The 23,995-nt window shown below is 57.6% G+C and carries 24 protein-coding genes; 16 read left to right on the forward strand and 8 right to left on the reverse strand.

From position 1 onward, the window contains the following. Positions 1-125: 125 nt before the first annotated feature. Positions 126-1,004, reverse strand: coding sequence for a S1 family peptidase (locus AC07RZ_RS15765; RefSeq protein ID WP_494668622.1), 879 nt, complete (start codon positions 1,002-1,004; stop codon positions 126-128). A 685-nt stretch (positions 1,005-1,689) separates the two neighbouring features. Further along, positions 1,690-2,160, reverse strand: coding sequence for a MarR family winged helix-turn-helix transcriptional regulator (locus AC07RZ_RS15770; RefSeq protein ID WP_494668623.1), 471 nt, complete (start codon positions 2,158-2,160; stop codon positions 1,690-1,692). Between the two features lie 178 nt (positions 2,161-2,338). Here AC07RZ_RS15770 and AC07RZ_RS15775 point away from each other — a divergent pair, with 178 nt between their 5' ends. From AC07RZ_RS15775 to AC07RZ_RS15785, 3 genes are all read left to right on the forward strand, one after another. Then, positions 2,339-3,388, forward strand: a complete 1,050-nt coding sequence (locus AC07RZ_RS15775; protein WP_144738964.1) for an alpha/beta fold hydrolase — start codon at positions 2,339-2,341, stop codon at positions 3,386-3,388. A gap of 114 nt (positions 3,389-3,502) precedes the next feature. After that, positions 3,503-3,919, forward strand: a complete 417-nt coding sequence (locus AC07RZ_RS15780; protein ID WP_494668624.1) for an organic hydroperoxide resistance protein — start codon at positions 3,503-3,505, stop codon at positions 3,917-3,919. Between the two features lie 111 nt (positions 3,920-4,030). After that, entirely contained in the window at positions 4,031-4,264 is a 234-nt protein-coding gene (locus tag AC07RZ_RS15785) for an alpha/beta fold hydrolase (RefSeq protein WP_494668625.1), read from the forward strand. 196 nt (positions 4,265-4,460) lie between these two features. On the opposite strand, the gene AC07RZ_RS15790 is transcribed toward AC07RZ_RS15785, so the two are convergent. Genes AC07RZ_RS15790 through AC07RZ_RS15815 form a run of 6 tightly spaced genes read right to left on the reverse strand, consistent with a single transcriptional unit; the run spans position 4,461 to position 10,929 of the window. Then, positions 4,461-4,883 carry a type IV pilin protein gene (locus AC07RZ_RS15790; protein ID WP_342829115.1) on the reverse strand — a complete coding sequence of 141 codons (423 nt, stop codon included), beginning with the start codon at positions 4,881-4,883 and terminating at the stop codon, positions 4,461-4,463. A 36-nt stretch (positions 4,884-4,919) separates the two neighbouring features. After that, on the reverse strand, positions 4,920-8,339 hold the full coding sequence (locus AC07RZ_RS15795; protein WP_494668626.1) for a pilus assembly protein: 3,420 nt from the start codon (positions 8,337-8,339) through the stop codon (positions 4,920-4,922). 20 nt (positions 8,340-8,359) lie between these two features. Next, complete coding sequence (locus tag AC07RZ_RS15800) at positions 8,360-8,842, reverse strand: pilus assembly PilX family protein (RefSeq protein WP_494668627.1); 483 nt, start codon at positions 8,840-8,842, stop codon at positions 8,360-8,362. 28 nt (positions 8,843-8,870) lie between these two features. Further along, positions 8,871-9,737, reverse strand: coding sequence for a PilW family protein (locus AC07RZ_RS15805; RefSeq protein ID WP_494668628.1), 867 nt, complete (start codon positions 9,735-9,737; stop codon positions 8,871-8,873). Then, entirely contained in the window at positions 9,734-10,282 is a 549-nt protein-coding gene (gene pilV, locus AC07RZ_RS15810; RefSeq protein WP_494668629.1) for a type IV pilus modification protein PilV, read from the reverse strand. The genes AC07RZ_RS15805 and pilV overlap by 4 nt, the downstream gene beginning before the upstream one ends. Before the next feature lie 14 nt (positions 10,283-10,296). Continuing rightward, positions 10,297-10,929: a GspH/FimT family pseudopilin gene (locus AC07RZ_RS15815; RefSeq protein ID WP_494668630.1), complete on the reverse strand. Its 633-nt coding sequence runs from the start codon at positions 10,927-10,929 to the stop codon at positions 10,297-10,299. 329 nt (positions 10,930-11,258) lie between these two features. Between AC07RZ_RS15815 and AC07RZ_RS15820 the strand changes: the two genes are divergently transcribed. From AC07RZ_RS15820 to AC07RZ_RS15880, 13 genes are all read left to right on the forward strand, one after another. Then, positions 11,259-11,609: a hypothetical protein gene (locus AC07RZ_RS15820; protein ID WP_494668631.1), complete on the forward strand. Its 351-nt coding sequence runs from the start codon at positions 11,259-11,261 to the stop codon at positions 11,607-11,609. A 33-nt stretch (positions 11,610-11,642) separates the two neighbouring features. After that, entirely contained in the window at positions 11,643-12,983 is a 1,341-nt protein-coding gene (gene miaB / locus AC07RZ_RS15825) for a tRNA (N6-isopentenyl adenosine(37)-C2)-methylthiotransferase MiaB (RefSeq protein WP_494668632.1), read from the forward strand. 52 nt (positions 12,984-13,035) lie between these two features. Next, positions 13,036-14,199 carry a PhoH family protein gene (locus AC07RZ_RS15830; protein ID WP_144738984.1) on the forward strand — a complete coding sequence of 388 codons (1,164 nt, stop codon included), beginning with the start codon at positions 13,036-13,038 and terminating at the stop codon, positions 14,197-14,199. Beyond that, the gene (gene ybeY / locus AC07RZ_RS15835) at positions 14,183-14,650 is read left to right on the forward strand and encodes an rRNA maturation RNase YbeY (RefSeq protein ID WP_494668633.1); all 468 of its coding nucleotides are present in this window, start codon (positions 14,183-14,185) and stop codon (positions 14,648-14,650) included. Before AC07RZ_RS15830 ends, ybeY begins: the two co-directional genes overlap by 17 nt. 290 nt (positions 14,651-14,940) lie before the next feature. Then, on the forward strand, positions 14,941-15,546 hold the full coding sequence (locus AC07RZ_RS15840; RefSeq protein WP_494668634.1) for a cytochrome b/b6 domain-containing protein: 606 nt from the start codon (positions 14,941-14,943) through the stop codon (positions 15,544-15,546). A gap of 17 nt (positions 15,547-15,563) precedes the next feature. Further along, on the forward strand, positions 15,564-16,337 hold the full coding sequence (locus AC07RZ_RS15845; protein ID WP_494668635.1) for a molybdopterin-dependent oxidoreductase: 774 nt from the start codon (positions 15,564-15,566) through the stop codon (positions 16,335-16,337). A gap of 69 nt (positions 16,338-16,406) precedes the next feature. Continuing rightward, complete coding sequence (locus AC07RZ_RS15850; RefSeq protein WP_092397286.1) at positions 16,407-16,691, forward strand: pentapeptide MXKDX repeat protein; 285 nt, start codon at positions 16,407-16,409, stop codon at positions 16,689-16,691. Between the two features lie 178 nt (positions 16,692-16,869). Continuing rightward, the gene (locus AC07RZ_RS15855; protein WP_092397284.1) at positions 16,870-17,751 is read left to right on the forward strand and encodes a CorC family transporter; all 882 of its coding nucleotides are present in this window, start codon (positions 16,870-16,872) and stop codon (positions 17,749-17,751) included. A gap of 73 nt (positions 17,752-17,824) precedes the next feature. After that, a complete protein-coding gene (lnt, locus tag AC07RZ_RS15860) occupies positions 17,825-19,375 on the forward strand; it encodes an apolipoprotein N-acyltransferase (RefSeq protein WP_494668636.1) in 1,551 nt (516 codons plus the stop codon). A 114-nt stretch (positions 19,376-19,489) separates the two neighbouring features. Further along, entirely contained in the window at positions 19,490-20,470 is a 981-nt protein-coding gene (gene glyQ / locus AC07RZ_RS15865) for a glycine--tRNA ligase subunit alpha (RefSeq protein ID WP_092397280.1), read from the forward strand. Between the two features lie 11 nt (positions 20,471-20,481). Continuing rightward, positions 20,482-22,602, forward strand: a complete 2,121-nt coding sequence (glyS, locus tag AC07RZ_RS15870) for a glycine--tRNA ligase subunit beta (RefSeq protein ID WP_494668710.1) — start codon at positions 20,482-20,484, stop codon at positions 22,600-22,602. Positions 22,603-22,615: 13 nt separating this feature from the next. Continuing rightward, a complete protein-coding gene (gene gmhB, locus AC07RZ_RS15875; protein ID WP_494668637.1) occupies positions 22,616-23,173 on the forward strand; it encodes a D-glycero-beta-D-manno-heptose 1,7-bisphosphate 7-phosphatase in 558 nt (185 codons plus the stop codon). A 62-nt stretch (positions 23,174-23,235) separates the two neighbouring features. Then, a complete protein-coding gene (locus AC07RZ_RS15880; RefSeq protein ID WP_494668638.1) occupies positions 23,236-23,979 on the forward strand; it encodes a lysophospholipid acyltransferase family protein in 744 nt (247 codons plus the stop codon). Positions 23,980-23,995 lie beyond the last annotated feature (16 nt).

Raw genomic sequence — 23,995 nt, forward strand, 5'->3', positions numbered from 1 at the left:
CAAGGGGGATGAGATATGTTATTTGATATGCTTATCCTTACATACACACGCCAGAACGGCTAGCCTTTCCGCCTTATGCCTTTAGTGGCGTATCCGTACCAGTTTCGCTGCTAATCAGCGTTCTCTCATGTATGTAGAACGCCGGTACTTCCTGGAAATATCTGTTCGTCAAGGTCTCGAATGGTCTCCGAATGCAGCGCAATTGCTAGGTTCAAAGATGTAGTGATGATTGGAACACTCTTCTGAACGGAGGGAATTTCTACAACTTTGAGTTCGCCCTCTACGCTCGACTCAATTACACCCCAAACGACACCAATGAATTGCGCTTTTGTGCCGGGCGCGTATGTGCCGTCCGCTTGTCGGAACATCGGCGCTTCATAGGAAAAGACAGGTGAGCCACTGGAGCCTTGGAAAGCTGCCACATCTACCAAAAAATCCTTCTTGTTCTGATAGTGAGCTAGAGGATGAGTAGCCGTGGTACCAAAGCGGGCGATAGGCATGTTGTTGTGGTTGTCCCACAATCCTCGCGGATAGCCAACAACTAAAACTTGTTCTACATCACGCATGTTCTTCTTATCTATGGCTTCAGGTAGCCAATGTGCATCAAGACACATTGATCGCAATTGATTACCTGCTCCCATAACTTCACCTAAGGGAATAGTTACATCAATCCCGCAAAGGTCGATCTCTGCATCTGAGTGAAGGAAAAGGTTTCCGGCAAGGGGCCACGTAATTTCCTGATCCTTTCGGCCCACTGGTTGATGCTGTTCATTCAGATTGGCGGCGGACACAGCGGAAGATAAAACGAAGTGAATCACTTCGGCTCCACGCACGACGTGCTTGTTTGTAACGATTAGGATCTTGGCATAACCATCCACAGGATGGACGACTTTATAGAAGAACCCAGTTCCCACGGAAGTCGGATGCTCACCGCTGAGACCGGCACGGAGACGGACAGTGGTTCGGATCAATGCGTGTTCGGTAGGCATTTTAGCGGGAGTCATTAGCTATATCTCTTTCAGTTTGATAGACGAAGGGTGTGATTGGCTTGGACCAACGTAACCTATGAACTGCGCTAATGCCGCAATAGATGAAGTGCCGGAGCAATATCGAATAAGCGAGATGCGTGATTGACTAATATTGGCTGATCGCGACTACTTTAGTAACGAGCGCGTGGTTGGTTTCGAACGCAAACAGACAGTAATTTTGATGGGCACGCGCGCAAGCCACCGTAGTTTCATGGCATGACCTATTACCCGACCATGTTTAATAGAAATTTATCATAGAAAATAGAGCGACTTGAAAAATCTAATTTTTAAGATCTGAGCATGTACAACACAAAACAAATACAGGGATTATTTTTGCATCCATAAGTGCATCCATATTGAGACACCGTTAATGGAGATCCCTTTATCCATAAGCCTTTCAATGCATTATTCAACTCCACCTATCGCTGATGCGGTTTTTTTGTTTGCTAAGCTCCTGCAGCGCCCATTTACATCCAATTTTTTCACATTCATACCCGCCGCATTTCGCAGAATGTCAATGCCGCGACAGCAGGGACATGATGCTTCAGGAGCAATCGCAACGCTTGGACAGTGGGCCGCCGAGCTTCGGTTGGTCGGAGTACGAGCAAGCACACCGAGAAACATCTCCAGAGAAAGAATGAGGGTCCGTGCTTGCCATACCTTAGGTGGAGTTCTGGCTGGAGGCATTCATCAAATTGGTACGCAGGTTGACGATGGCTTTTTGCAGCACGCGGAATTCCTCGGGCGCCAGGCCGGATGCCTTGGCCGTCACCTCGCGGAAGGCGACGGCCTTTTCCCTCAGCTCCCTCCCCGTTTCAGTCAGCGACACGAGCACGCTGCGCTCGTCCTCGCTGTCGCGCTCGCGGCGCACATAGCCCATCGCTTCCAGCCGTTTCAGCATGGGCGTCATCGTGCTCGGTTCCAGGAACAGCTTTTCGCTCAGCCCCTTGACGGTCTGGCTGTCCTCTTCCCACAGGCAAATGATGGTGACGTATTGCGGGTAAGTGAGCCCGAGCTTTTCCAGCACGGGTTTATAGACGCGCGAATAAGCGAGGTTGGTCGAATAGACGGCAAAGCACATGAAGTCGCCGAGCCTGGCAATGTCTTTGCTAGGGTTGGATTTGTTGCTCATTTAATATCTTCCAAAAATTATTTATCGAAGTAATGATTATCGTACTTGAAAATTGCGGCGAACTCGGATACATTTATCTTAATAATAATTATGACGATAATTAATTATTGCTGCTGACCACGCCGTATCGATAGCAACAGGAACCTGAAAACCACCCCACCGTTACTGGAGAAAGCAAATGCGCCAATACATCAACAACCATCGCCGCCTCGTCCTTGCCACTGTCGCGTTCGCCCTTGCCGGCGCTCAGTTTGCATTGCCAGGAACAGCCAAAGCACAATCCGCAAGCGCAGTGGCGAACGTGACTGCAACGGCAAACCACGGACTGGCCAGCTTCAAGTCCATCAAGCAGATCAACGCCGGCGACCTCAACGTCGGCTACGTTGACGAAGGCCCGGCCAACGGCCCGGTAGTCATCCTGCTGCATGGCTGGCCGTATGACATCAACAGCTTTATCGACGTCGTGCCCCTGCTGACCAACGCCGGCTACCGTGTGATCGTGCCGCACCTGCGCGGCTACGGCACCACGCGTTTCCTCGACCCCCATGCAGTGCGCAACGGCCAGCCGGCGGCGCTTGCCTCCGACGTCGTCGCGCTGATGGATGCGCTGAAGATAGACAAGGCCGTCCTCGCCGGTTACGACTGGGGCGCTCGCACCGCCGATATCGTTGCTGCGCTGTGGCCGCAACGCGTCAAGGGCCTGGTTTCCGTCAGCGGGTATTTGATCGGCAGCCAGGAAGCCGGCAAGCAAGTCTTGCCGCCGAACGCCGAGCAGCAATGGTGGTACCAGTTTTACTTCGCTACTGAGCGAGGTCGCGCCGGCTACGAAAAGAACCGCCACGATTTCGCCAAGCTCATCTGGCAAACAGCGTCGCCGCAATGGCGCTTCGACGATGCCACTTTCGACCGCAGTGCCGCGAACCTGGAAAATCCGGACCATGTAGCAGTAACCATCCACAACTACCGCTGGCGCCTCGGCCTGGCAAATGGCGAAGCGAAATACGACGAACTGGAAGCACGGTTGGCGAAGTTCCCGTCCATTGCGGTGCCGGCCATCACCATGGAAGGCGATGCCAACGGCGCGCCTCATCCTGAGGCTGCCGCATACGCCAAGCGTTTCACCGGCAAGTATAAGCATGAGCTTGTCACCGGCGGCATCGGCCATAACCTGCCGCAAGAAGCACCACGCGCATTCGCGGATGCCGTGATCGAAGTCGATCATTTCTGACGATGACCGGGATGGCATCCTGCCTGCAGGTGCCGGCGCTCATTGGCATTCACCCGTTCATCCGTAGCATGTCATTGCAGTTTTGCATCATTCAATCACTTGAAAGGAAACATCATGAACAAGATCGAAAAAGTTCTCTATACCGGTAAGACGCACACCACCGGCGGCCGCGACGGCGCCGCGCAAAGCGACGATGGCCGTCTCGACATCAAGTTGTCCCCTCCTGGCAGCCACGGCGCGGGTACCAACCCTGAGCAGCTGTTCGCTGCCGGCTGGTCGGCCTGCTTCATAGGCGCCATGGGGCGGGCCGCCAAGGACAAGAATCTGTCCCTGCCAGCCGGCACCGCCGTCGATGCCGAAGTCGACCTCGGCACCGGAAACGATGGCTTCCTCTTGCAGGCACGCCTCAAGGTAAATCTGCCCGGCCTGCCAGGCGATGCGGCACAAGACTTGATCGACGCCGCACATCAGATCTGCCCATACTCGAAAATGACTCGCGGCAACATCGAAGTGAGTGTCACCCTGGCCTGAGGCAATGTCGACCTATCCCAATAAGGAAACCAACATGACCGCCAAGAAACTATTGATCTCCATTGCCGCTTCCGCATCGTTTGCTGCCGTCCTGCCGCTGGCCAGCGTCCGGTGACTGTCGCTGCACTCAATGAGGCATCGAATGGTACTGCCTGGAAGCAGCTGCCCTCTTATTTTGTGTATGGCACTGCCGGCAAGAACATTCCTGTCGAGGCTCTGCGCTTTATGGCCAAGCGCGCCAGCGCGAAGGATGTCGTCGAAGTGAAAGGCGCTTCTCACGTACTCATGGTCTCCCGGGCGGATGCAGTGGCCAAGGTGATTGAAGAAGCCACCGGCAACAAGTAAGTCGTTAATCCGAAAATGCCTCCAAAAGACCTCTAGTTACATAAAAAAACCCGCATTCAGCTCAGTGCCGATGCGGGTTTTTGTTTGTTTTCTCGCCAATTCTAATTGGTACAAATTATCGGCGCAGAGATATTGCCTTGAGCAGCCAGACGCCTTACGGCCTTTCAAATCCCTCTCTAAAATCTCGCTTGCCAACTCATCGTCCAGCCCAGCAATCCGCAGACGTAGCAGTAGCACCAGTCACATTCCGAAGGCCGGTATTGTCCAATGTAAAAGTACCGCACTTGTCAGCGGTCCCAGCCGGGATTGCCGACAACGTATATGTAGTTCCGGCGCCGGCACTGATGCTCAGGTTGTACTTCGTAGTTCCGCTCAGTGGCGACTTAGGCACATACAACGCTGCGCCTGCGATCGGATAGCTGTTGTTGACCGTGAACTGCTGCTGCATCCAGTTGGCATTCTGCAATAATGCCGCCATCGCAGCAGCGCGATCGCCTCGCTGTACATACTGGCGGTAGCTTGGAATGGCGATTGCAGCAAGCACGGCAATGACGGCAACCACAATCATCAGTTCGATCAGGGTGAAGCCACGCCGCTTGCTAGATTTTCCGTATGTCATCAATACTCCCTTGGCCACGACAAGTAACTGCAATAATTAATTCGGCTTGATTGGCAACTGGTGCCAGGTACGAACCGCTCCATATCCCGTGTGAATCTTGAGTTCGTCAGGCGTCCCGCCATCCAGCGGATTGCCTTTCTGGGCCCAGTCGCCGTTACCGAGAGACGCGGAAGATGTGTTGGTATTGGTGGCTTTCATGGTTACCGAGCTCAAAAGCGCGCCGTTCACAGATACCGCCAAAATCCCGTTTTTATATATCTTGGTGTTGGGCGATGCGCCGCCCGTCAGGTAATTGGAAGCCAAGGTCTGCGAAACGCCGCCGCTGACGCAGATATCGCCGACGGGCGCCAGAGTCGTTGTCAGCAGGACGATGTTATCCAGAATCTGCAAATCGCCCACTACGCGCTCCCCGCTCGCCGGGAAATCGACATACCAGCCGAACTTCGCGCTCCAGTCAACCGCTGTATTTGTCAGCGTGCGGCCAAGGAGCACGCCATTGGCATCAAGCTGGTCCGTCAAGGTTTGCACCTGCAAGGCCGAGCGTCCCGTGACCTTGGCTGCAGTCGTGGTCGAAGTAGAACTATCCCAGATGCCATACAAGCTCTGTACCTGGGTGACCGCCTTATCGGTCGCCGCCAGATACTTGCCTGTGCCGATCGTAACCAGGTACCCACCTAAAGGATGCGCGGCTACGACGGGTTTTTGCACGATAGGCTGCACCACGGCTGGCGATGCTGCATCCTTCGCTGTAAATAATGTGCTGCTGGTCCAGTTCGCTGCAGAGGTATCGCTCAGATTGAATCTCCACAGGTTTCCGGCAAGATCGCCGGCGTAGGCGCCAATCAGTTCGCGATTGTCGTTAAAAACCAGGGCTGGCGCCGACAAGCCGTTCGCCGTACCGCCCAGGGCAAACTCCTTGATTACGCTGCCATCTGCCAAATTGACGACAAAAAGGGAAGCCACGCCGGTTGCGCTGTCATAACCGTTGCCGAATACCACGCCCCATTGGCCAGTGGTCAAACGGACGATGGTCGATTGGCCCAGCACAAGGCCCAAATTGGCGAAACCGGTATCAGCAGAACTTTTTTCCCATTTCACACTGGCTGTGCCAAGGGAACCCGGGCTGGTGACATCCAGGGCAAACACGCTAGGCGCGCCGGCGCCGGTGGAGCCGACCACATAGGTTTTCCAGGCCGCGGCGGAACCCGTCCCAAAATATGCATCTCCTTCAGACAGGGGGCCATCGACGTAATACTGATGCGAATTGCTGGGGCTGCTAAGCGTCTTCAGCTTGCTGTATATCGCATTCGGAACGTAAGCAAATGTCTCGACGCCGGTACTGGCATTGAATGCATGCAGCATGCCGTCATTGGCGCCTACATACAACATTGGCGTACGCGACGACTTGCCGCTTACGAAGGTGTTATAGGTTGCTCCGCCCCCGGCGAAACTTGAAAAATAATAGCCAAAGTCAGAAGACTGGACATACAGCGGCGACGAGTTAACGATATCGCCCAATTTATTGGCGCGGTAACGATAGACCCCTGGACCTGCCCCGCCGGCCGTTTGCTCGTTGCTGCCATCGCCTCGCAAGTAGTCCAGGACCGTCGATGCCGACAAGGCCGTCTGCTGTGCGCTTGTCAAATTGGCCCAGGTAAAGGCTACCGCGGCGGGCGTCGTTGCCGACGGATTCCAGGTCACGATATTACGGCTGGCTGGAACCGGCAGCAAATCTGCCGCATCTTTCCCTCCCCAAGCCTGGGCTCCCGTGGTGCCGTCGGCATTCAGGCTATATGCCTTCAGGTGCCCGATCCATGTGCCCGATTCAAAACCTGGAACGTATATCAGGCTGCTGCTGCTCACTTTTCCAAGGCTTACCGAGACGGCAGAGGCCGCGCCTGGCTGCTTGGAGATATTGTTCAACACGCTGGTCAGGCCGCTTTCAAGATCGGTAGGATTGCGGGCGCTGAAATAACTCCCGCGCCCGTTGACTGCCGCATGCCACAGATCGTCGATGGTAGTGTTGGTGTTGGCCACTGGAGTAGGCCAGGAGGTCGGTACCGAATTGGGGGTATACGTGAGTGATCCATTGGCTCCCAGGCCGATGGTGAATGTCGTCATATGCTGCCAGGTCGCGGTATCGGTGGTATTGGTCGGTTTGACGTTGTTGGTAAGCGTTGTCCGCAAATCATTGGTGTAATAATAGTTGGTTATATCCGCAAGATAGGTGCCAACGGACGAGGCCGGGAAATTGGTGTCGCCGGAACTGTCATTCCAGAAGCCGTCGGTCGACATGATGTGATAGCTGGCGCGGCAACTGACTAAAGTTGAATCGGTCGCGGTATTCCGATAAGGATCGTTATTCGTATAGTCGAAACCGCTAAGAGTGCCTTGGTAAAGCTTTCCGATCCGGTTCATCTGCGTACGCAGCGGTGTCCCTTGATTCGGACTGATTGCATACAACTTGGCGTAAAACGACTGCTTTTGGGTCGAATCAAAATCGCGGATCGTCAGCCAGTCAGGACCATCCGTGACGTGAGTGTTGTTGTAGCCGACAGAGCCGTCTGAGCCAATCGAGTTGATGGTATTGAAGCCCACCCGGAATTTAGGAGGATTGACCGGGGAAACCACCGGATCGATGCCGGAAAAAGCCAGCCCCAGGGCCGTCTTAGTCATCAAGATCCGGGTACGGGCATAGGAAAACCAGTTAGCAAAATTCTGTATTTCCTGGGCATATGTGCAGGTTGTCCCGGTACCGCAGTCAGTCCGTGTTGACGCTTTCGGATAAGTCGCTACCGACGAAATGATATCCGTTCTGGTGTAGTTGGCAGTAGTGTCCTGGCCACTGCTGCCGTCAGGTGTTCCGCTGCCAATCCAGGTGTAGTAGAAAGCGTATTGTGCAATGGCCTGGGTATATGTCTTACTCGCAGCATTGCAGTTAGGTGTTGCCCCTTGGCTTGACGGCGTAAAGTATGGACTGAAATTACCTGGATCGTAGAGCGGCAATGTGATCGCGACACCCGGTTTGATAAAACACTGCGCAGCGACGTTAAGCGTGCTGGTCGTTCCCCCTGCGGTAGGATACGGGTCGATCCGGGCGCTGGCCACGGAAGTAGCCATCTTTGTCCCGTCATATAACACCCCCGGGGTGTATGTTGTCGCCGGATTGTAATAGATGCCGTTATAGGCGCTGGCATAATACGCGCGCAGAGTTTTTGCTGAATTAAATTCAGCCGTGGCGTCGGTTCCGGTCACCGATCCCCACACCATGCTGCCCGAATTATCAAGCGTGTACATGATATTAGGGTTGGGAGGCTGCACCACGAACAGCGGTGTCTGCGATACCGCAGCTGAAGCCAGGCCCGAGGCCAGCGCCATCAGCATGCAGATGCAACGCGCCTGGAATCTGTGCAGCTGGCCGCCTGTCGCATGGCCTGAAAAAATAGTTCGTGGCATGGAGACTTTTCCTATCTCAATCAAAATTTTAAATAGCTTTGCAGGAGCACGACTGCATTGTCGCTAGCCCCTGTACCGCGTGCCGTAATCCGGTACACCTGGATTCCGTCATCTTTCTTCAGCTGGGTCGGATCCAGCCTGAGTGTGCCTTTTACATCTTCCACCATGCATCTCGGCGATGTATTCACTCCGGGCAAAGCGGCGGCAATGGCAATCGAGTTGGAGCCTTGCCAGTTCGTCACGTCATCCCACAAATTTGTCGTGGTTGATGGCATCAGGATGGTCGGCTTGCTGGCGGAATTGGTGAGCATGGCGTTTTCACAGAAACGCAACGCCTGCTCCGCTGCCTGAAAAGCCAGTTCCTGGTTGCGCGTATTGCCGGCCATCTTTTCACCCAGCGTGACATTGCGTATGGCGGTGATGCCGATCAGCAGCATGACCACCACAAAGATGAGGACGATCGGTAGCGCAACACCTGTTTGCGGAAATTTTTTCTTTATCATGATGGCTTCAATAAGTTCGCGCTTTGGGCTATGTCAAGCTGGGTGCCGCGCGGTTTCGCAAGGTAAACGTGCGCGTCAAGGTTGCATGCAGTTTTTTATCCGTAGCCGTGGTGCTGGCGCCTGCGCAATTCTGGTAGGTCTGCGCTGCGGTTGTCACAATATTTTCACTGTGGACTTCCAGGCATACCGTGATGCTGACCAGCTGATTCCAGCCTCCCTTGTTCGCGGCATTGAGAGGCAAGGCAGAGACCGCGCTGGCGGTTGATAGGAATTGCGAGGCGGCATAAACGCCGGTGGTATCGACGCCGTAGGTAAGCACCATGTGGTCGACATTGTTCAATATCGGTTGCGATACCGTGCTGCCATTACCGTTGCAGAACAAAGACGACGAGGTTTCGCCGCTCTTGGTCGCAATAAAGAAACTATTGACTGCGGTGCCGCCGGCATTGTTGCCATTGCAATCCGCTCCAATGCCGGAAATCGGGCTGTTGGTGCTGTCATAGGCGTCAACCGAATAGGAGACCGTAAATCCCGGTTCGCCGGCTGTGCCTGAACAAGTAAAACTGGGCGTCGCGGCAAGCGGGGAAGCAAAGCCGTTATCGCAGGCAACCAGACCCTTGCCGGTAAAGCTGGTGGTGCTCACGGTTCTCATTGCGCCATAACCTGCCTGCATCAGGTTCCTGCCGATCAAGGTCAAGGCATAGTTGCCGTCTTCCTGCAGGCGCGCATTATCGTCGTTCAAACGGAAGCTGGCCTTGCTGTTCAGGTACAGGCTGCTGATGAATATGATCAGGACCATGCCGATCACGATCGACACCATCAATTCGACCAGGGTAAAGCCGGATATGCCACGACGATTGCTCGCGCCGGCCTGCGGACTGAGGAGATTGTTCATGGCAAGAAAGTTGTCGAAAAACAGCGAATGTTGGATTTGTCCGTGCCCGAGGAAAAAGCTGCAGCACGGCAATTTGCGCCGGCGGCGGTGCCATCGCCCGGTTCGTTGAAATACACGGTGACGACGAAACCGCCGGTCAGGGTTCCCGATACCTCGCCCCAGCCGCCCGCAACCGCCTGGCTCAAGTCCTGTCGCCAGTTGTAAAGATCTGCCTGCGCGACCTTGTCCGGAGCACAGGCTGCACTGACACAGTCCGGCAGGCTTGCGGGCAAAGCGCCATATGCATCGGTTGTCACATAACTGCCTAATTTTGCCCCGGCGACATTGGCCCGCATGCGATCAGCCATGTCCGCGCTGTACTGGCTCGCCAAAGAGCGGAATTGCGCCGTCTTCTGGTATTTCAGGGACGTTACCTGCAAGCCCGCGAGACCAAGCAAGGCAAACGAGGCAATGGTGATCGAAATCAGCACCTCGATCATGCCAACGCCACGCTGCCGGTTTCGGCCTGACGGCAATCTATTCTTGATAAAAGCCATATCTCTCATCTCTCTTGCCGGATTTAACAAGCTCTGGCACGTCCGCTGGGATCAAAGCAAACCGAGCGCGTCTGGTTGTTGAAGGCAAATGCAAAAGTCTTTGGTGGCGCTTGTGTCGGGGCGCCCAAGGCGTTGTAGACAATGGAAGCCGGCGTTGTCGCGGTGGAATCAGGGGTTATCGTGGTGCCGGTGGTTAATGCTCCCTGGCGCGCCAAGACCTCGTTCTTGGTGCTGTCGGCCGTGTTCACCACCACCACCAGCCACCCCGTTTTCCAATCGCTGTTCGTCGCATCGCAGGAATTGGTAGTAGAAACTTCGGCATTGATGCTGCGGCAAATGGTTACAGCCCCGCTTCTTTTAATTGCCTCGGAACGAGCCAGCATGGTCCCGGCAATGAACTCGTTGACGTTCCCCGATAAACGGTTTTGAGCGATAAAGCTTTGCATTGACGGGACGGCTATCGCCAGCAGGATAGCCAGTACGGTAATCGTGATCATCAATTCAATCACCGTGAAACCCTTACGGAAGACAATGTCCGCGACGGCTTTGTCATTTTTCCGAAACCGCATTTGATTTTTGGCATTTCCACGCACACTAAGCTCCCTAGAAACGCAGTTTTTAAGCAATGCTGAATTATAGGTTTTACGTTTCCACAAAGAAACCGTTTCGCCTTCCGCCCATCGCCGCTCGAATACCATTCGTCAGCAATGAATGGCAAAAAAACAATTACGTCTTATCGCCCTTGAATTCTGCCTAGGCACCTGGTATCGACAAGCCTCGACTGCCATGGACTTGCCCTTCAAATGCTATAATCCGCGCTTCCCGCAAACGGGCCGAAAGTCTCCCGGAATGCGGCCCGGCACTGAAGCAAAAAACGAATTGTGCTTGCGCAGTCCGGCGATGCCGGCCTCCATGGGCCGGCCTGAACCAGTGTTTTCAACGCCATGCGCAGATACGCCATGGTTTTCATCGAATGGAGTTTGCTATGTCGGCAACAATGCGGCCAACCCGCCTGCTCATGATCTTCCTGCTGGCTACGCTAGCCTTTTCCGCAATGGCGGTGGACCGCGATTTCCCCGCCTCGGCCCTGCGCGGCAAGCTGACCATCACCGACTACCCGAACGTCACCGTCAATGGCCAGGCGCTGCGGCTGTCGCCCGGCTCGCGCATCTGGAATACCCAGCAGCTGACCCAGGTCCCCAACTCGCTTGGCGCCGATACCTACCAGGTGAACTACACCTTGAACATCCAAGGCGACATCGACCGCGTCTGGATCCTGACTACCGATGAAGCCAGCCAGAAGATCGAAGCGCAGCGCAACGGCATGAAACGATAGAAAAGCAGTCAATTAGCAGTCATGGAAAAAACGATGCAAAAGAAAGTATTCATCAAGACCTTCGGGTGCCAGATGAACGAATACGACTCGGACAAGATGGCCGATGTCTTGAACGCGTCCGACGGCTTGGTCAAGACTGATCGCCCGGAGGATGCCGACGTGATCCTGCTGAATACCTGTTCGGTGCGCGAAAAGGCGCAGGAGAAAGTGTTTTCCGACCTCGGCCGCCTGCGCGAACTGAAGCGCAACAATCCCGACCTGCTGATCGGCGTCGGCGGCTGCGTGGCGTCGCAAGAAGGCGCGGCGATCGTCAAGCGGGCGCCGTATGTCGACATGGTGTTCGGCCCGCAGACCCTGCACCGCTTGCCGGAGATGATCAGCCAGCGGCGCGCCACCGGCCATTCGCAAGTCGACATCAGCTTTCCCGAAATCGAGAAATTCGACCACATGCCGCCGGCCAAGGTTGAAGGCGCGACCGCATTCGTGTCGATCATGGAAGGCTGCAGCAAATATTGCAGCTACTGCGTGGTGCCCTACACCCGCGGCGAAGAAGTCTCGCGCCGGTTTGAGGACGTGCTGACCGAAGTGGCGGGACTGGCCGAGCAAGGCGTCAAGGAAATCACGCTGCTGGGGCAAAATGTCAACGCCTTCCGCGGCGCCATGGCGGATGGCGAGATTGCCGATTTCGCGCTGCTGATCGAATACATCGCCGAAATCCCCGGCATCGAGCGGATCCGCTTCGTCACCAGCCATCCCAAGGAATTCACGCAGCGCCTGATCGATACCTACGCCAAGGTGCCGAAGCTGGTCGACCATCTATACCTGCCGGCGCAGCATGGTTCGGACCGTATCCTGTCAGCCATGAAACGCGGCTATACCGTGCTGGAATACAAATCGGTGATCCGCCGCCTGCGCCAGGTGCGGCCTGACATCACCATCTCCAGCGACTTCATCGTCGGTTTCCCGGGCGAGACCGACGCCGACTTCGAGGCGCTGATGAAACTGATCGCCGACATCGGCTACGACAACAGCTTCAGCTTCATCTTCAGCCCGCGGCCGGGCACGCCTGCCGCCAACCTGCAGGACGACACGCCGCACGAAGTCAAGCTGAAACGGCTGCAGCGGCTGCAAGCGGCAGTGGAAGAAAATATCGGCAAGATCAGCGCCGCCATGGTCGGCAGCGTGCAGCGCATCCTGGTCGAAGGGCCGTCCAAGAAAAACCCGGCCGATTTGCAAGGGCGCACCGAGAACAACCGCGTAGTCAATTTCGATGCCGGCCCTAACGGCGCGCGCCTGGTCGGGCAGCTGATAAATGTAAAGATTACCGACACCTATACCTACACCCTGCGCGGCGAGATCGTGCTGGCAGACTAGCCCGCCGGCACAGCGCCCGCCAACCACGCACACCAGATAAACACACCATAGTTTGAAAACTAAAACACCTACCCAGCCGCATTATTTCATCCCGCAGCCGCTAGACAATACGCGGCTGGCGCACCTGTGCGGCCCGCTCGATGAAAACCTGCGGCAGATTTCGGCGGCGCTGGACGTATCGATTTTCCGGCGCGGCGACAAGTTCATTGCCGCCGGCAGCAATGCGGAACGCGCGGTGGAAATCCTCGACCAGTTTTACGCCATCGCCAACAAGGTCATTTCGGTGGATGAAATCCAGCTGGCGCTGGTGGAGCAACGCGCCAAGCTGGGCATGAAGCCGAAAGCCGCCAAGGGCAACGGCAAGGCTGCCGGCGCATCCGGCGCCGCTGCGGATGCCGATCCTGCCGAAGCAGAGCTGACCGAGACGGACATCGAAAGCCCGGTCCTGAAAACCCGCCGCAGCGACCTGCGCGGCCGCACGCCGCATCAGAGCCAGTACATCCGTTCGATCCTGGAACACGACGTGACGCTGGGCATTGGGCCGGCCGGCACCGGCAAGACCTACCTGGCGGTTGCCTGCGCGGTCGATGCCCTCGAGCGCGACGCCGTCAAGCGCATCGTGCTGACGCGGCCGGCGGTGGAGGCCGGCGAGCGCCTGGGTTTCCTGCCCGGCGACCTGGCGCAGAAAGTCGATCCCTACCTGCGCCCTCTGTATGACGCGCTGTATGACTTGCTCGGCTTTGACCGCACCCAGAAAATGTTCGAGAAGCAGGCGATCGAGATCGCGCCGCTGGCTTACATGCGCGGCCGCACGCTGAACCATGCGTTCATCATCCTGGACGAGGCGCAGAACACCACGCCGGAACAGATGAAGATGTTCCTGACCCGGATCGGCTTCGGCAGCAAGGCCGTGGTCACCGGCGACGTTACCCAGATCGACTTGCAGCGCGGCCAGAAGAGCGGCCTGATCGACGCCATGAACATCCTGAAAGACGTGCGCGGCATCGCCTTCACCCGCTTCAACAGCAGCGACGTGGTGCGCCATCCGCTGGTGGCGCGCATTGTCGATGCCTATGAGTCGGCAGCCCAGGCGGCGCCGGTAGCGTCCACCCATGGCGTCATCGAAGCCGCCACGCCGCAAGCAGCCAAACCCGCCAAACCGGTGCAGACCGGGATCACTAAAACAGCCCGCAGCCGCAATGTCGCAAAAAAATAAACTCTCCCTGTCGGTCCAGTACCCCGATCCGCGCCTGCAGGACAGCGTGCCGCGCCCGCAATTGCGGCGCTGGGTGCAGGCGGCATTGCTGGCGCCGGCTGAACTGACGATCCGTTTTGTCGACGCCGGCGAAGGCCGTGCCCTGAACCGCGATTATCGCGGCAAGGACTACGCTACCAATGTACTGACGTTTGCTTATTCGGAAGACCAGGAAGAGGAAGACAACGGCGTTACCCAGGCCGACATCATCCTGTGCACCGACGTCTTGCAGCGCGAAGCGGAAGAACAAGGCAAGTCGCTGGTGGAACATGCCGCGCACCTGGTGGTGCATGGCGTGCTGCATGCGCAAGGTTACGACCACGAGGACGATGAAGAAGCGGCGGAAATGGAAAACCTGGAAATTGAAATCCTGCACAAGCTGGGCTGGCCCAATCCCTACGCCGACCGGTAATTCGCTTCCTCCCCGATAAAACGCCGCTTTTGCGGCGTTTTTCATTTCTGCGGCCGGATTTCGATTTTCATTTGAGAATCAAAGGCTTGCAGAATAAATATTGCCATTTACACACCACATATTTCCCCTTATCTTTTTAATTAATAAGATTATGATGAATTCATGTAATGAACCGAGCTGGCCCGCGACTAAGCCACATGAAAACCCTCATTGCTCAGTTGCCGGAGACTATCGTGAACCAAGTCACGCCACCCATGGCGATCGTCCTTCCTCTTGCGCAGGTGGCCTGAATGAACTCCCCTGCCATCAAAAAAACCGTCATTCACCCGATCTGGCTGCGCGTCACCCATTGGCTCAACGCACTGGCGGTGATCATCATGATCCTGAGCGGCTGGCGCATCTATAACGCATCGCCGATCTTCCCGTTCCGCATTCCCAGCGAATGGACATTGGGCGGCTGGCTGGGCGGCGCCTTGCAATGGCATTTTGCCGCCATGTGGCTGCTGTTCTTCAACGGCCTGGTTTACCTGCTGCTGAACACCGCTAGCGGCCGCCTGTGGAAAAAATTCCTGCCGCTGCGCCCGGCTGAAGTAGTGCAGGACTTCGTCAAGGCGCTGCGCGGCAAGCTCCAGCACGACGCCCTCGACCATTACAACGCGGTACAGAAGCTGGCGTATGTTTCGGTCATCCTGGACCTGATCCTGCTGGTGGTCTCCGGCCTGGCGATCTGGAAATCGGTGCAGTTCCCGCTCCTGCGCGAACTGATGGGCGGTTTCGATAACGCCAGGATTGTGCATTTCTGCGCGATGAGCTTCCTGGTGGCATTTATCGTGGTGCATATCATCATGGTGGCGCTGGTGCCGCGCACGCTGCTGGCCATGCTGCGCGGCCGCTAAGGTAAATGGAGACAATCATGTTCAAGAAAAATCCCGGCCCGGCGCTCGACACCGAATCGATATTGAAAGACGCCCGGCGCGAGCTGGCGCTGCCTTCCCGCCGCCTGTTTGCAAAACGCGCGCTTACCCTGGGCGGCCTGTCGCTGCTGACCGGCTGCAATATCACCGACGAGCCCTCGGTCAACCGCATGCTGGAACGCATCTCGCGCATGAACGACGGCGTGCAAGGATGGCTGTTCGATCCGAAACGGCTGGCGCCGACCTATACCCAGGCCGAAATCACCCGCCCCTTCCCTTTCAATGCGTTTTACGCCATCGAGGAAGTGCCGGACATCGACGGCGGCGACTATCGGCTGGAAGTGAGCGGCCTGGTGACGAACAAGCAGCCCTGGACGCTGGAGCAATTGCACAGGCTGCCGCAAAACGAGCAGATCACGCGCCATATCTGCGTCGAGGGATGGAGCGCCATCGGCCGCTGGGGCGGCGTGCCGTTTTCTTATTTCCTCAAGCAGATCGGCGCCGACCTGAGCGCCAAGTACATCGATTTCAAATGCGGCGACGATTACTACACCAGCATCGACATGCCGACCGCCTTGCATCCGCAGACCCAGCTGACCTTGACCTACGACGGCCAGATCCTGCCGCCGAAATACGGTTTTCCAATGAAATTGCGGATGCCGACCAAGCTTGGCTACAAGAATCCGAAACACATCATGTCGATCGAAGTAACAAACAAGTACCCCGGCGGTTACTGGGAAGACCAGGGGTACAACTGGTTCGGCGGTGCTTAGGCTGGCAAGCAGCCCTGCAGCAACCGCTGATTTTTACGGCACTTTCGCCACTTTTACCTGGAGATACAAATGAAAAAGAGCCTCACAACCCTGCTGGTTACCTGCCTGATGATGACTGCCGGCGGCGTCTATGCGCAAGATGCAATGTCGAAGGACGCGATGTCCAAAGACGCCATGTCCAAGGATGCCATGTCCAAGGACGCCATGTCGAAAGACGGCATGGACAAGCCGGCCATGGCCAAGGATGCAATGAAAAAGAAAGCCCACGCCAAGAAAGACGCCATGGCGAAAGACGCGATGAGCAAGGATGCCATGGGCAAAGACGGCATGGCTAAAGATGAAATGAAGAAATAATTATCTTTTCCATAATGCGGCGGTCGGTGCTTTCGGGCGCCGGCCGCTTTTTTCATGCCTGGAAATCGCCTGCCGGCGCCACAAAAAAATCCCGCAAACCTGTGCGTTTCGTCGTCCTGTCACATATTTGTTGTATCCTATTGCTTCCGAAACAATGTGAAACCAAGGCTAACGCCATATGCCAGAGCACCCTAGTAGCGTCAAATCATTTGACGCTAAACCCCACCGGTCGTTATTCGAACGCCTGACCGCACTGATTTCTCCCGAACCTGAAAACCGCGCCGAACTGCTCGACGTGCTGCAAGACGCACACGAACGCAACCTGATCGACGCCGATGCGCTGTCGATGATCGAAGGCGTGTTCCAGGTCTCCGACCTCTCCGCCCGCGACATCATGATCCCGCGTTCGCAAATGGACATGATCGACGTCACCAAACCGATCGAAGACTGGATGCCGGAAGTCCTGTCGACCGCCCACTCGCGCTTCCCTGCCGTCGACGGCGAGCGCGACAAGGTGATCGGCATCCTGCTGGCGAAAGACCTGCTGCGCTACTACGCCGAAGATTCTTTCGACGTGCGCGACATGCTGCGGCCCGCCGTGTTCATCCCCGAATCGAAACGCCTCAACGTCTTGCTGCGCGATTTCCGCGCCAACCGCAACCACATGGCGATCGTGGTCGACGAATACGGCGGCGTCGCCGGCCTGATCACGATTGAAGACGTGCTCGAGCAGATCGTCGGCGACATCGAAGACGAATATGACTTCGACGAAGAAGAAGACAATATCCTCGCCATCCGCGACGGCGACCATGGCGGCCGCTGGCGGGTCAAGGCGCTGACCGAGATCGAACAGTTCAACGAAACGCTGGAGACGGCGCTGGTGGATGAAGACGTCGACACCATCGGCGGCCTGGTCGCCAACCATCTTGGACGCGTGCCGCGCAAAGGCGATGAGTTCACGATAGACAATGTGCGCTTTGAAGTGCTGCGCGCCGATGCGCGCCAGGTGCATGTCTTGCTGGTCGAGAAATTGCCGGAATCGGCTCACGAAGAGTCCTGAAAAAGAGCATGGACCGGAGCTTGGCTGCACTGGCACCAGCTCACTCCATCCAAGAGCAAGATCACCGCTGCCCATGAGTTTTCGCCTGACTTCGTTTCCTAAACTTCCCCTGCTGCTGCCGTTGGCCGCCCTTACCGGCGCCGTCAACGTGTTTGCCTTCGCGCCATACGGGCTGTGGCCGGTCCAGCTGCTGACGCTGGCGCTGTTCGTGTTCTGCCTGATCCGCGTGCCCGCCATCAAGCACGGCGCCATGCTGGGCTGGGCCTATGGCTTCGGCTGGGTCGCGCACGGCGTCTACTGGATTTATATTTCGCTGCACGACTTCGGCGCTTTGCCGGGCTGGCTGGCGGCGCTGGCGGTAGCGCTGCTGGCGGCCATCATGGGGCTGTACATGGCCATCGGCACCGCTGCCGCGCTCTGGTTGCGGCGGCGCTGGTCGGCTTCGCCGCTGCTGTTTGCGCTGGCGATTTTCCCGGCCCTGTGGGCGCTGACGGAATGGCTGCGCGGCTGGCTGTTTACCGGTTTTCCCTGGCTGATTTCGGGCTATGCCCATACCGCCGGTCCGCTGGCCGGTTATGCGCCGCTGGTCGGAGTCTATGGCATCGGCGGCATTTCGGCGTTGATTGCCGGCTGCCTGGCCTTGCTGCCGCGCCACAAAGCGCCGGCGATCGCCGCCGTGCTGGTGCTGGCCGCTGGCCTTGGCCTGCACCAGTTCAACTGGACCGCGCCGCACGGCAAGCCGATTTCGGTGCGCCTGCTGCAAGGCAATGTGCCGCAGGAAGAAAAATTCGATAACGCGCAGATCGTCAATTCCCTGCGCCTGTATATCGACATGATCCGCTCCGCGCCCGCAGACCTGATCGCCACGCCCGAAACAGCGATACCGATCCTGCAAACCCAGCTGCCGCCGGACTACATTCCCGCGCTGGCCGACTTCGCCCGGCAAAGCGGCAGCCACATCGCGCTCGGCATTCCCTATATCGACGGCCCCGAGCGCTACTCCAACAGCGTGGTCGGCATCTCGCCCCAGGCCAAGGATCCCGCCTATCGCTACTATCGTTACGATAAGCAGCACCTGGTGCCGTTCGGCGAATTCGTCCCGCTGGGCTTCCGCTGGTTTGTCGACATGATGAACATCCCGCTAGGCGATTTCACCCGCGGCGCAGCGGTGCAAGCGCCATTCGCGGTGAAAGACCAATGGGTGCTGCCCAACATCTGCTACGAAGACTTGTTCGGCGAAGAAATTGCCGGGCAGCTTGCCGCCACCCAGGCCGCCGGCAAGCCCACCGCCACGCTGCTGCTGAACATGTCGAATATCGCCTGGTTCGGCAATACGATTGCATTGCCGCAACATTTGCAGATATCGCAGATGCGCAGCCTGGAAACCGGCCGCCCGATGCTGCGCGCAACCAATACCGGCGCCACCGCCGTGATCGATCCGCACGGCGTGGTCCGCACCCGGCTGGTCCCGTACAGCCGCGATGCGCTGGCGGTAGCGGTGCAAGGCTATAGCGGCACAACGCCGTATATCCTGCTGGGCAATCGCCTGATGCTGGCGCTGGCGCTGTCGATGCTGGCTGCCAGCTGGTGGTGGTGCCGCCGCAAAGCGCACCGGCAGCCCTAAAGCGTTCAAAACCCGCTAAAATCGCTGGTTTTAGCGCTTATCCTCTTGCGCCCTTCGTCACCCTGGGTTCCGCCCGATTTTCGGCACTTTACCGTATGGAAAAGCAACAAAACGATGCTTACATTTCAACAAATCATTCTTAAACTACAAGATTACTGGGACGCTCAAGGCTGCGCCTTGCTGCAGCCTTACGACATGGAAGTCGGCGCCGGCACTTCGCATACCGCGACCTTCCTGCGCGCCATCGGCCCCGAACCCTGGCGCGCCGCCTACGTGCAGCCTTCGCGCCGTCCCAAGGATGGACGTTATGGCGAAAACCCGAACCGCCTGCAGCATTACTACCAATACCAGGTAGTGCTCAAGCCTGCGCCGGAAAACATCCTCGACCTGTACCTCGGCTCGCTGGCGGCGCTCGGCCTGGACCTCAAGCGCAACGATGTGCGCTTCGTCGAAGACGACTGGGAAAACCCGACCCTGGGCGCCTGGGGCCTGGGCTGGGAAGTCTGGCTGAACGGCATGGAAGTGACGCAGTTCACGTATTTCCAGCAGGTCGGCGGCCTCGATTGCAAACCGGTGCTGGGTGAAATCACCTACGGCATCGAACGGCTGGCGATGTACTTGCAGGGCGTGGAAAATGTCTACGACCTGGTGTGGACCGAATGGGTTGAAAACGGCGTGACCAAGAAGCTGAGCTACGGCGACGTCTTCCACCAGAACGAAGTCGAACAGTCGACCTACAATTTCGAACACGCCAACACCGAATTCCTGTTCCCGCTGTTCGGCAACTACGAAGCCGAAGCCAAGCGCCTGCTGGAGGTGCCGCTGGCGCTGCCGGCTTACGAGATGGTGCTGAAAGCAGCCCACACCTTCAACCTGCTGGATGCGCGCGGCGCGATTTCGGTCACCGAGCGCGCCGCTTACATGGGCCGGATCCGCAACCTGTCGCGCGCCGTGGCGCAGGCATATTACGATTCACGGGCGAAGCTGGGCTTCCCGATGTGGGAGATCACCAAGGAAAACGGCGATCTGTTGTTGCAAGAATTTGGAGATGAATACATGGCGGCAGTAGCGCAGCGTGCGGGAGAAGCAGTATGAATGACACGCTCTTGGATCAGACCCTGCTGATTGAAATTTTCACGGAAGAACTGCCGCCGAAAGCACTGGCGAAACTTGGCGATGCTTTTGCCAACGGCATTTTCAATGGCTTGAAAACACGCGACTTCCTCGGTGACGGCGCGGTCGCCACCGCATTCGCCACGCCACGCCGCCTGGCGGTGTCGATCAGCCATGTGCGCGCCACCTCGCTCGATAAAACCATGCGTGAAAAAGTGCTGCCGGTGTCGGTGGCGCTGGACTCCGATGGCCGCGCAACCGCGCCGCTGGTCAAGAAGCTGTCCGCATTGGCTGCGCAATGCGGACAAGCGGTGATTACCCCGGCCGAACTGGAGCGCGCGCCTGACGGCAAGGCCGAAAGCTTTTTCTACAGCTACACCGCCAAAGGCGTGGCGCTGGCGGCCGGTTTGCAAATCGTGCTGGAAGACACGGTAGCCAAGCTGCCGATCCCGAAAGTGATGAGTTACCAGCGCCAGCACGGCCATGCGGCTGGCCATACCGTACGCTTTGTACGGCCGGCGCACAGCCTGGTGGCGCTGCATGGCGCACAGGTATTGCCGCTGACCTTGCTCGGCCTCGACGCCGGCCGCCAGACCGAAGGCCATCGTTTCCTGTCGCCAGGCCGCATCAAGCTGGCCGACGCCGACAGCTACGCGGCGACGCTGGCCGAACCAGGCAAAGTCATCGCCAGCTTCGGCGAACGCAAGGAAAAAATCCGCAAGGACCTGCTCGAAGGGGCGGCAAAATCTGCAGCCGACGACCAGGTGCTGATGCCGGAAGCGCTGCTGGACGAGGTCACGGCGCTGGTTGAATGGCCGGTGGTGTATGCCTGCAAATTCGAAGACGAATTCCTCAGCGTGCCCCAGGAATGCCTGATCCTGACGATGCAGACCAACCAGAAGTATTTTGCCCTGACCGACAGCGCCGGCAAACTGCGTTCGCGTTTCCTGATCGTCTCCAACCTGCAGACCAGCGAACCGCATTACATCATCGAAGGCAACGAGCGCGTAGTGCGCCCGCGCCTGTCCGACGCCAAGTTCTTCTTCGAACAAGACCAGAAAAAGAAACTGGCCGAACGCGTGCCTTTGCTGGCCAACGTGGTCTATCACAACAAGCTCGGCAACCAGCTGCAGCGGACCGAACGGGTCAAGACCCTGGCCGCGGCGATTGCCGGCCTGCTGGGCAGCGACGCCGCATTGGCCGAACGTGCGGCATTGCTGGCCAAGGCCGACCTGCTGACCGACATGGTGGGCGAATTCCCCGAACTGCAAGGCATCATGGGCAACTACTACGCGCGCCATGACGGCGAAGCGGACGATGTCGCCCTCGCCATTTCGGAACACTACCAGCCGCGCTTTGCCGGCGACGCCCTGCCGACCACCGGCACCAGCGTCGCGGTAGCGCTGGCCGACAAGCTGGAAACCCTGGTCGGCATCTGGGGCATCGGCTTGCAGCCGACCGGCGACAAGGATCCGTTTGCCCTGCGCCGCCATGCATTGGGCATCCTGCGCATGCTGCTGGAAAAACGCCTGCCGATCTCGCTCACGCAATTGCTGGGTAATGCGGCGCAGCAGTTCGCCGGCAACCCCAATTTCAAGGATCCGGGCAGCGACGTGCTGCCGTTCCTGTACGACCGCCTGCGCGGCCTGCTGCGCGAACGCGGTTATGCGCAGAACGAAATCGAAGCGGTGGTGGCGCAGCAGCCCGAGCGGCTCGACAGCATCATCGAACGCCTCGATGCGGTGCAAGCGTTTGCCGCCTTGCCCGAAGCGGAAGCGCTGGCCGCGGCCAACAAGCGCATCACCAACATCCTGAAAAAGACCGAAGGCGTCGGCAGCACGGTACAGCAAGACCTGCTGCGCGACAGCGCCGAACAATCGCTGTTCGCAGCGATGAATGCGCTCAAGCCCGAGGTCGACGCTGCTTTTGCCAAAGGCGATTTCAGCACTGCCTTGAAAGCATTGGCGCGGCTGCGGGAAAACGTCGACGGCTTCTTCAACGACGTGATGGTGATGGCCGACGATGCGCAATTGCGCAACAACCGCCTGGCGCTGCTGGCCAACCTGCACGTGATGCTGAACCAGGTCGCCGACATTTCCAAACTAGCGGCCTAAGCGCCAGGTAGCCATGAAACTCATCATCCTCGACCGCGACGGCGTCATCAACCAGGATTCGGACGCCTTCATCAAATCGCCCGAAGAATGGATTCCGATCAAGGGTTCGCTGGAAGCGATAGCCCGCCTGAACCAGGCAGGCTACCGGGTTGTGGTGGCGACCAACCAGTCGGGTATCGCGCGCGGCTTGTTCGACATGCCGACGCTGATGGCGATCCATCAGAAAATGCATGAAGCGGCGCAGCTGGTCGGCGCCGAAATCGACGCCATCTTTTTTTGCCCGCATGCCGCCGACGACAACTGCGATTGCCGCAAGCCCAAGCCCGGCATGTTCCACGACATCGGCAAACGCTTCGAAATCAGCCTGCGCGGCGGCGTGGCGACGGTAGGCGACTCGCTGCGCGACTTGCAGGCAGGCTTCGTTGCCGGCTGCGCGCCTTACCTGGTGCTTACCGGCAAAGGCGAAAAGACGCGCGACAAAGGCGGCCTGCCGCCCGGCACCCTGGTTTTTCCTGACCTGGCGGCAGTGGTTGAATTCCTGTTGAAGAAACCGGTGGAGCTGTCAGTCTGACTGGCGGATGGCCCGGCCCCGTAAAAAGATCGCTTGTTTAGAAAAAAATACCTGGAGTCTGCATGTTGCGTTTTTCCCTGTTTTTACGTTCCCTTCTGTTCTTCCTGCTGATGACTGTCCTGACCGTGGTCTGGTCCATGGCTTGCATCCTGTTCGCACCCTTCCCTTACGCCCGGCGCTACTACCTGACCGCGCGCTGGAATGTCATGGTGATCTGGATGGCCAAGGTCATTTGCGGCATCCGCTACCAGGTCAAGGGCTTTGAAAATTTCCCCGATGCGCCGGCAGTCGTGCTGAGCAAGCACCAATCGGCCTGGGAAACGATTTTCCTGCTGCAGATGACGCCGCGCCCGCTGGTGTTCGTGTTCAAGAAATCGCTGACCTACATTCCGTTTTTCGGCTGGGGCATCGCCCTGCTGCGCATGATTCCTATCGATCGCAGCAAAGGCCGCGACGCCTTCGCCCAGGTGGTGGTGCAAGGACGCAAGCGTCTGGCAGACGGCCAGTGGATCATCATGTTCCCCGAAGGCACGCGGATTCCGGTTGGCCAGACAGGCAAATACAAGAACGGCGGCACGCGCCTGGCAGTGGAAACCAACACTGTGGTGGTGCCGATCGCGCATAACGCCGGCGAGTGCTGGCCGAAGAATTCCTTCATCAAGAAACCGGGGCTGATCACTGTCTCCATCGGCAAGCCGATTGCTCCGGAAGGCATGGATAGCAGCGAGCTGATGGCGAAAGTCGAAAATTGGATAGAATCTGAAATGCGCGTGATTTCACCGCATGTTTATTCCAGGCAGCAATAACCCCTCCAGTTTGGAT

The sequence above is a fragment of the Collimonas sp. GW821-FHT07E08 genome, from assembly GCF_059418905.1.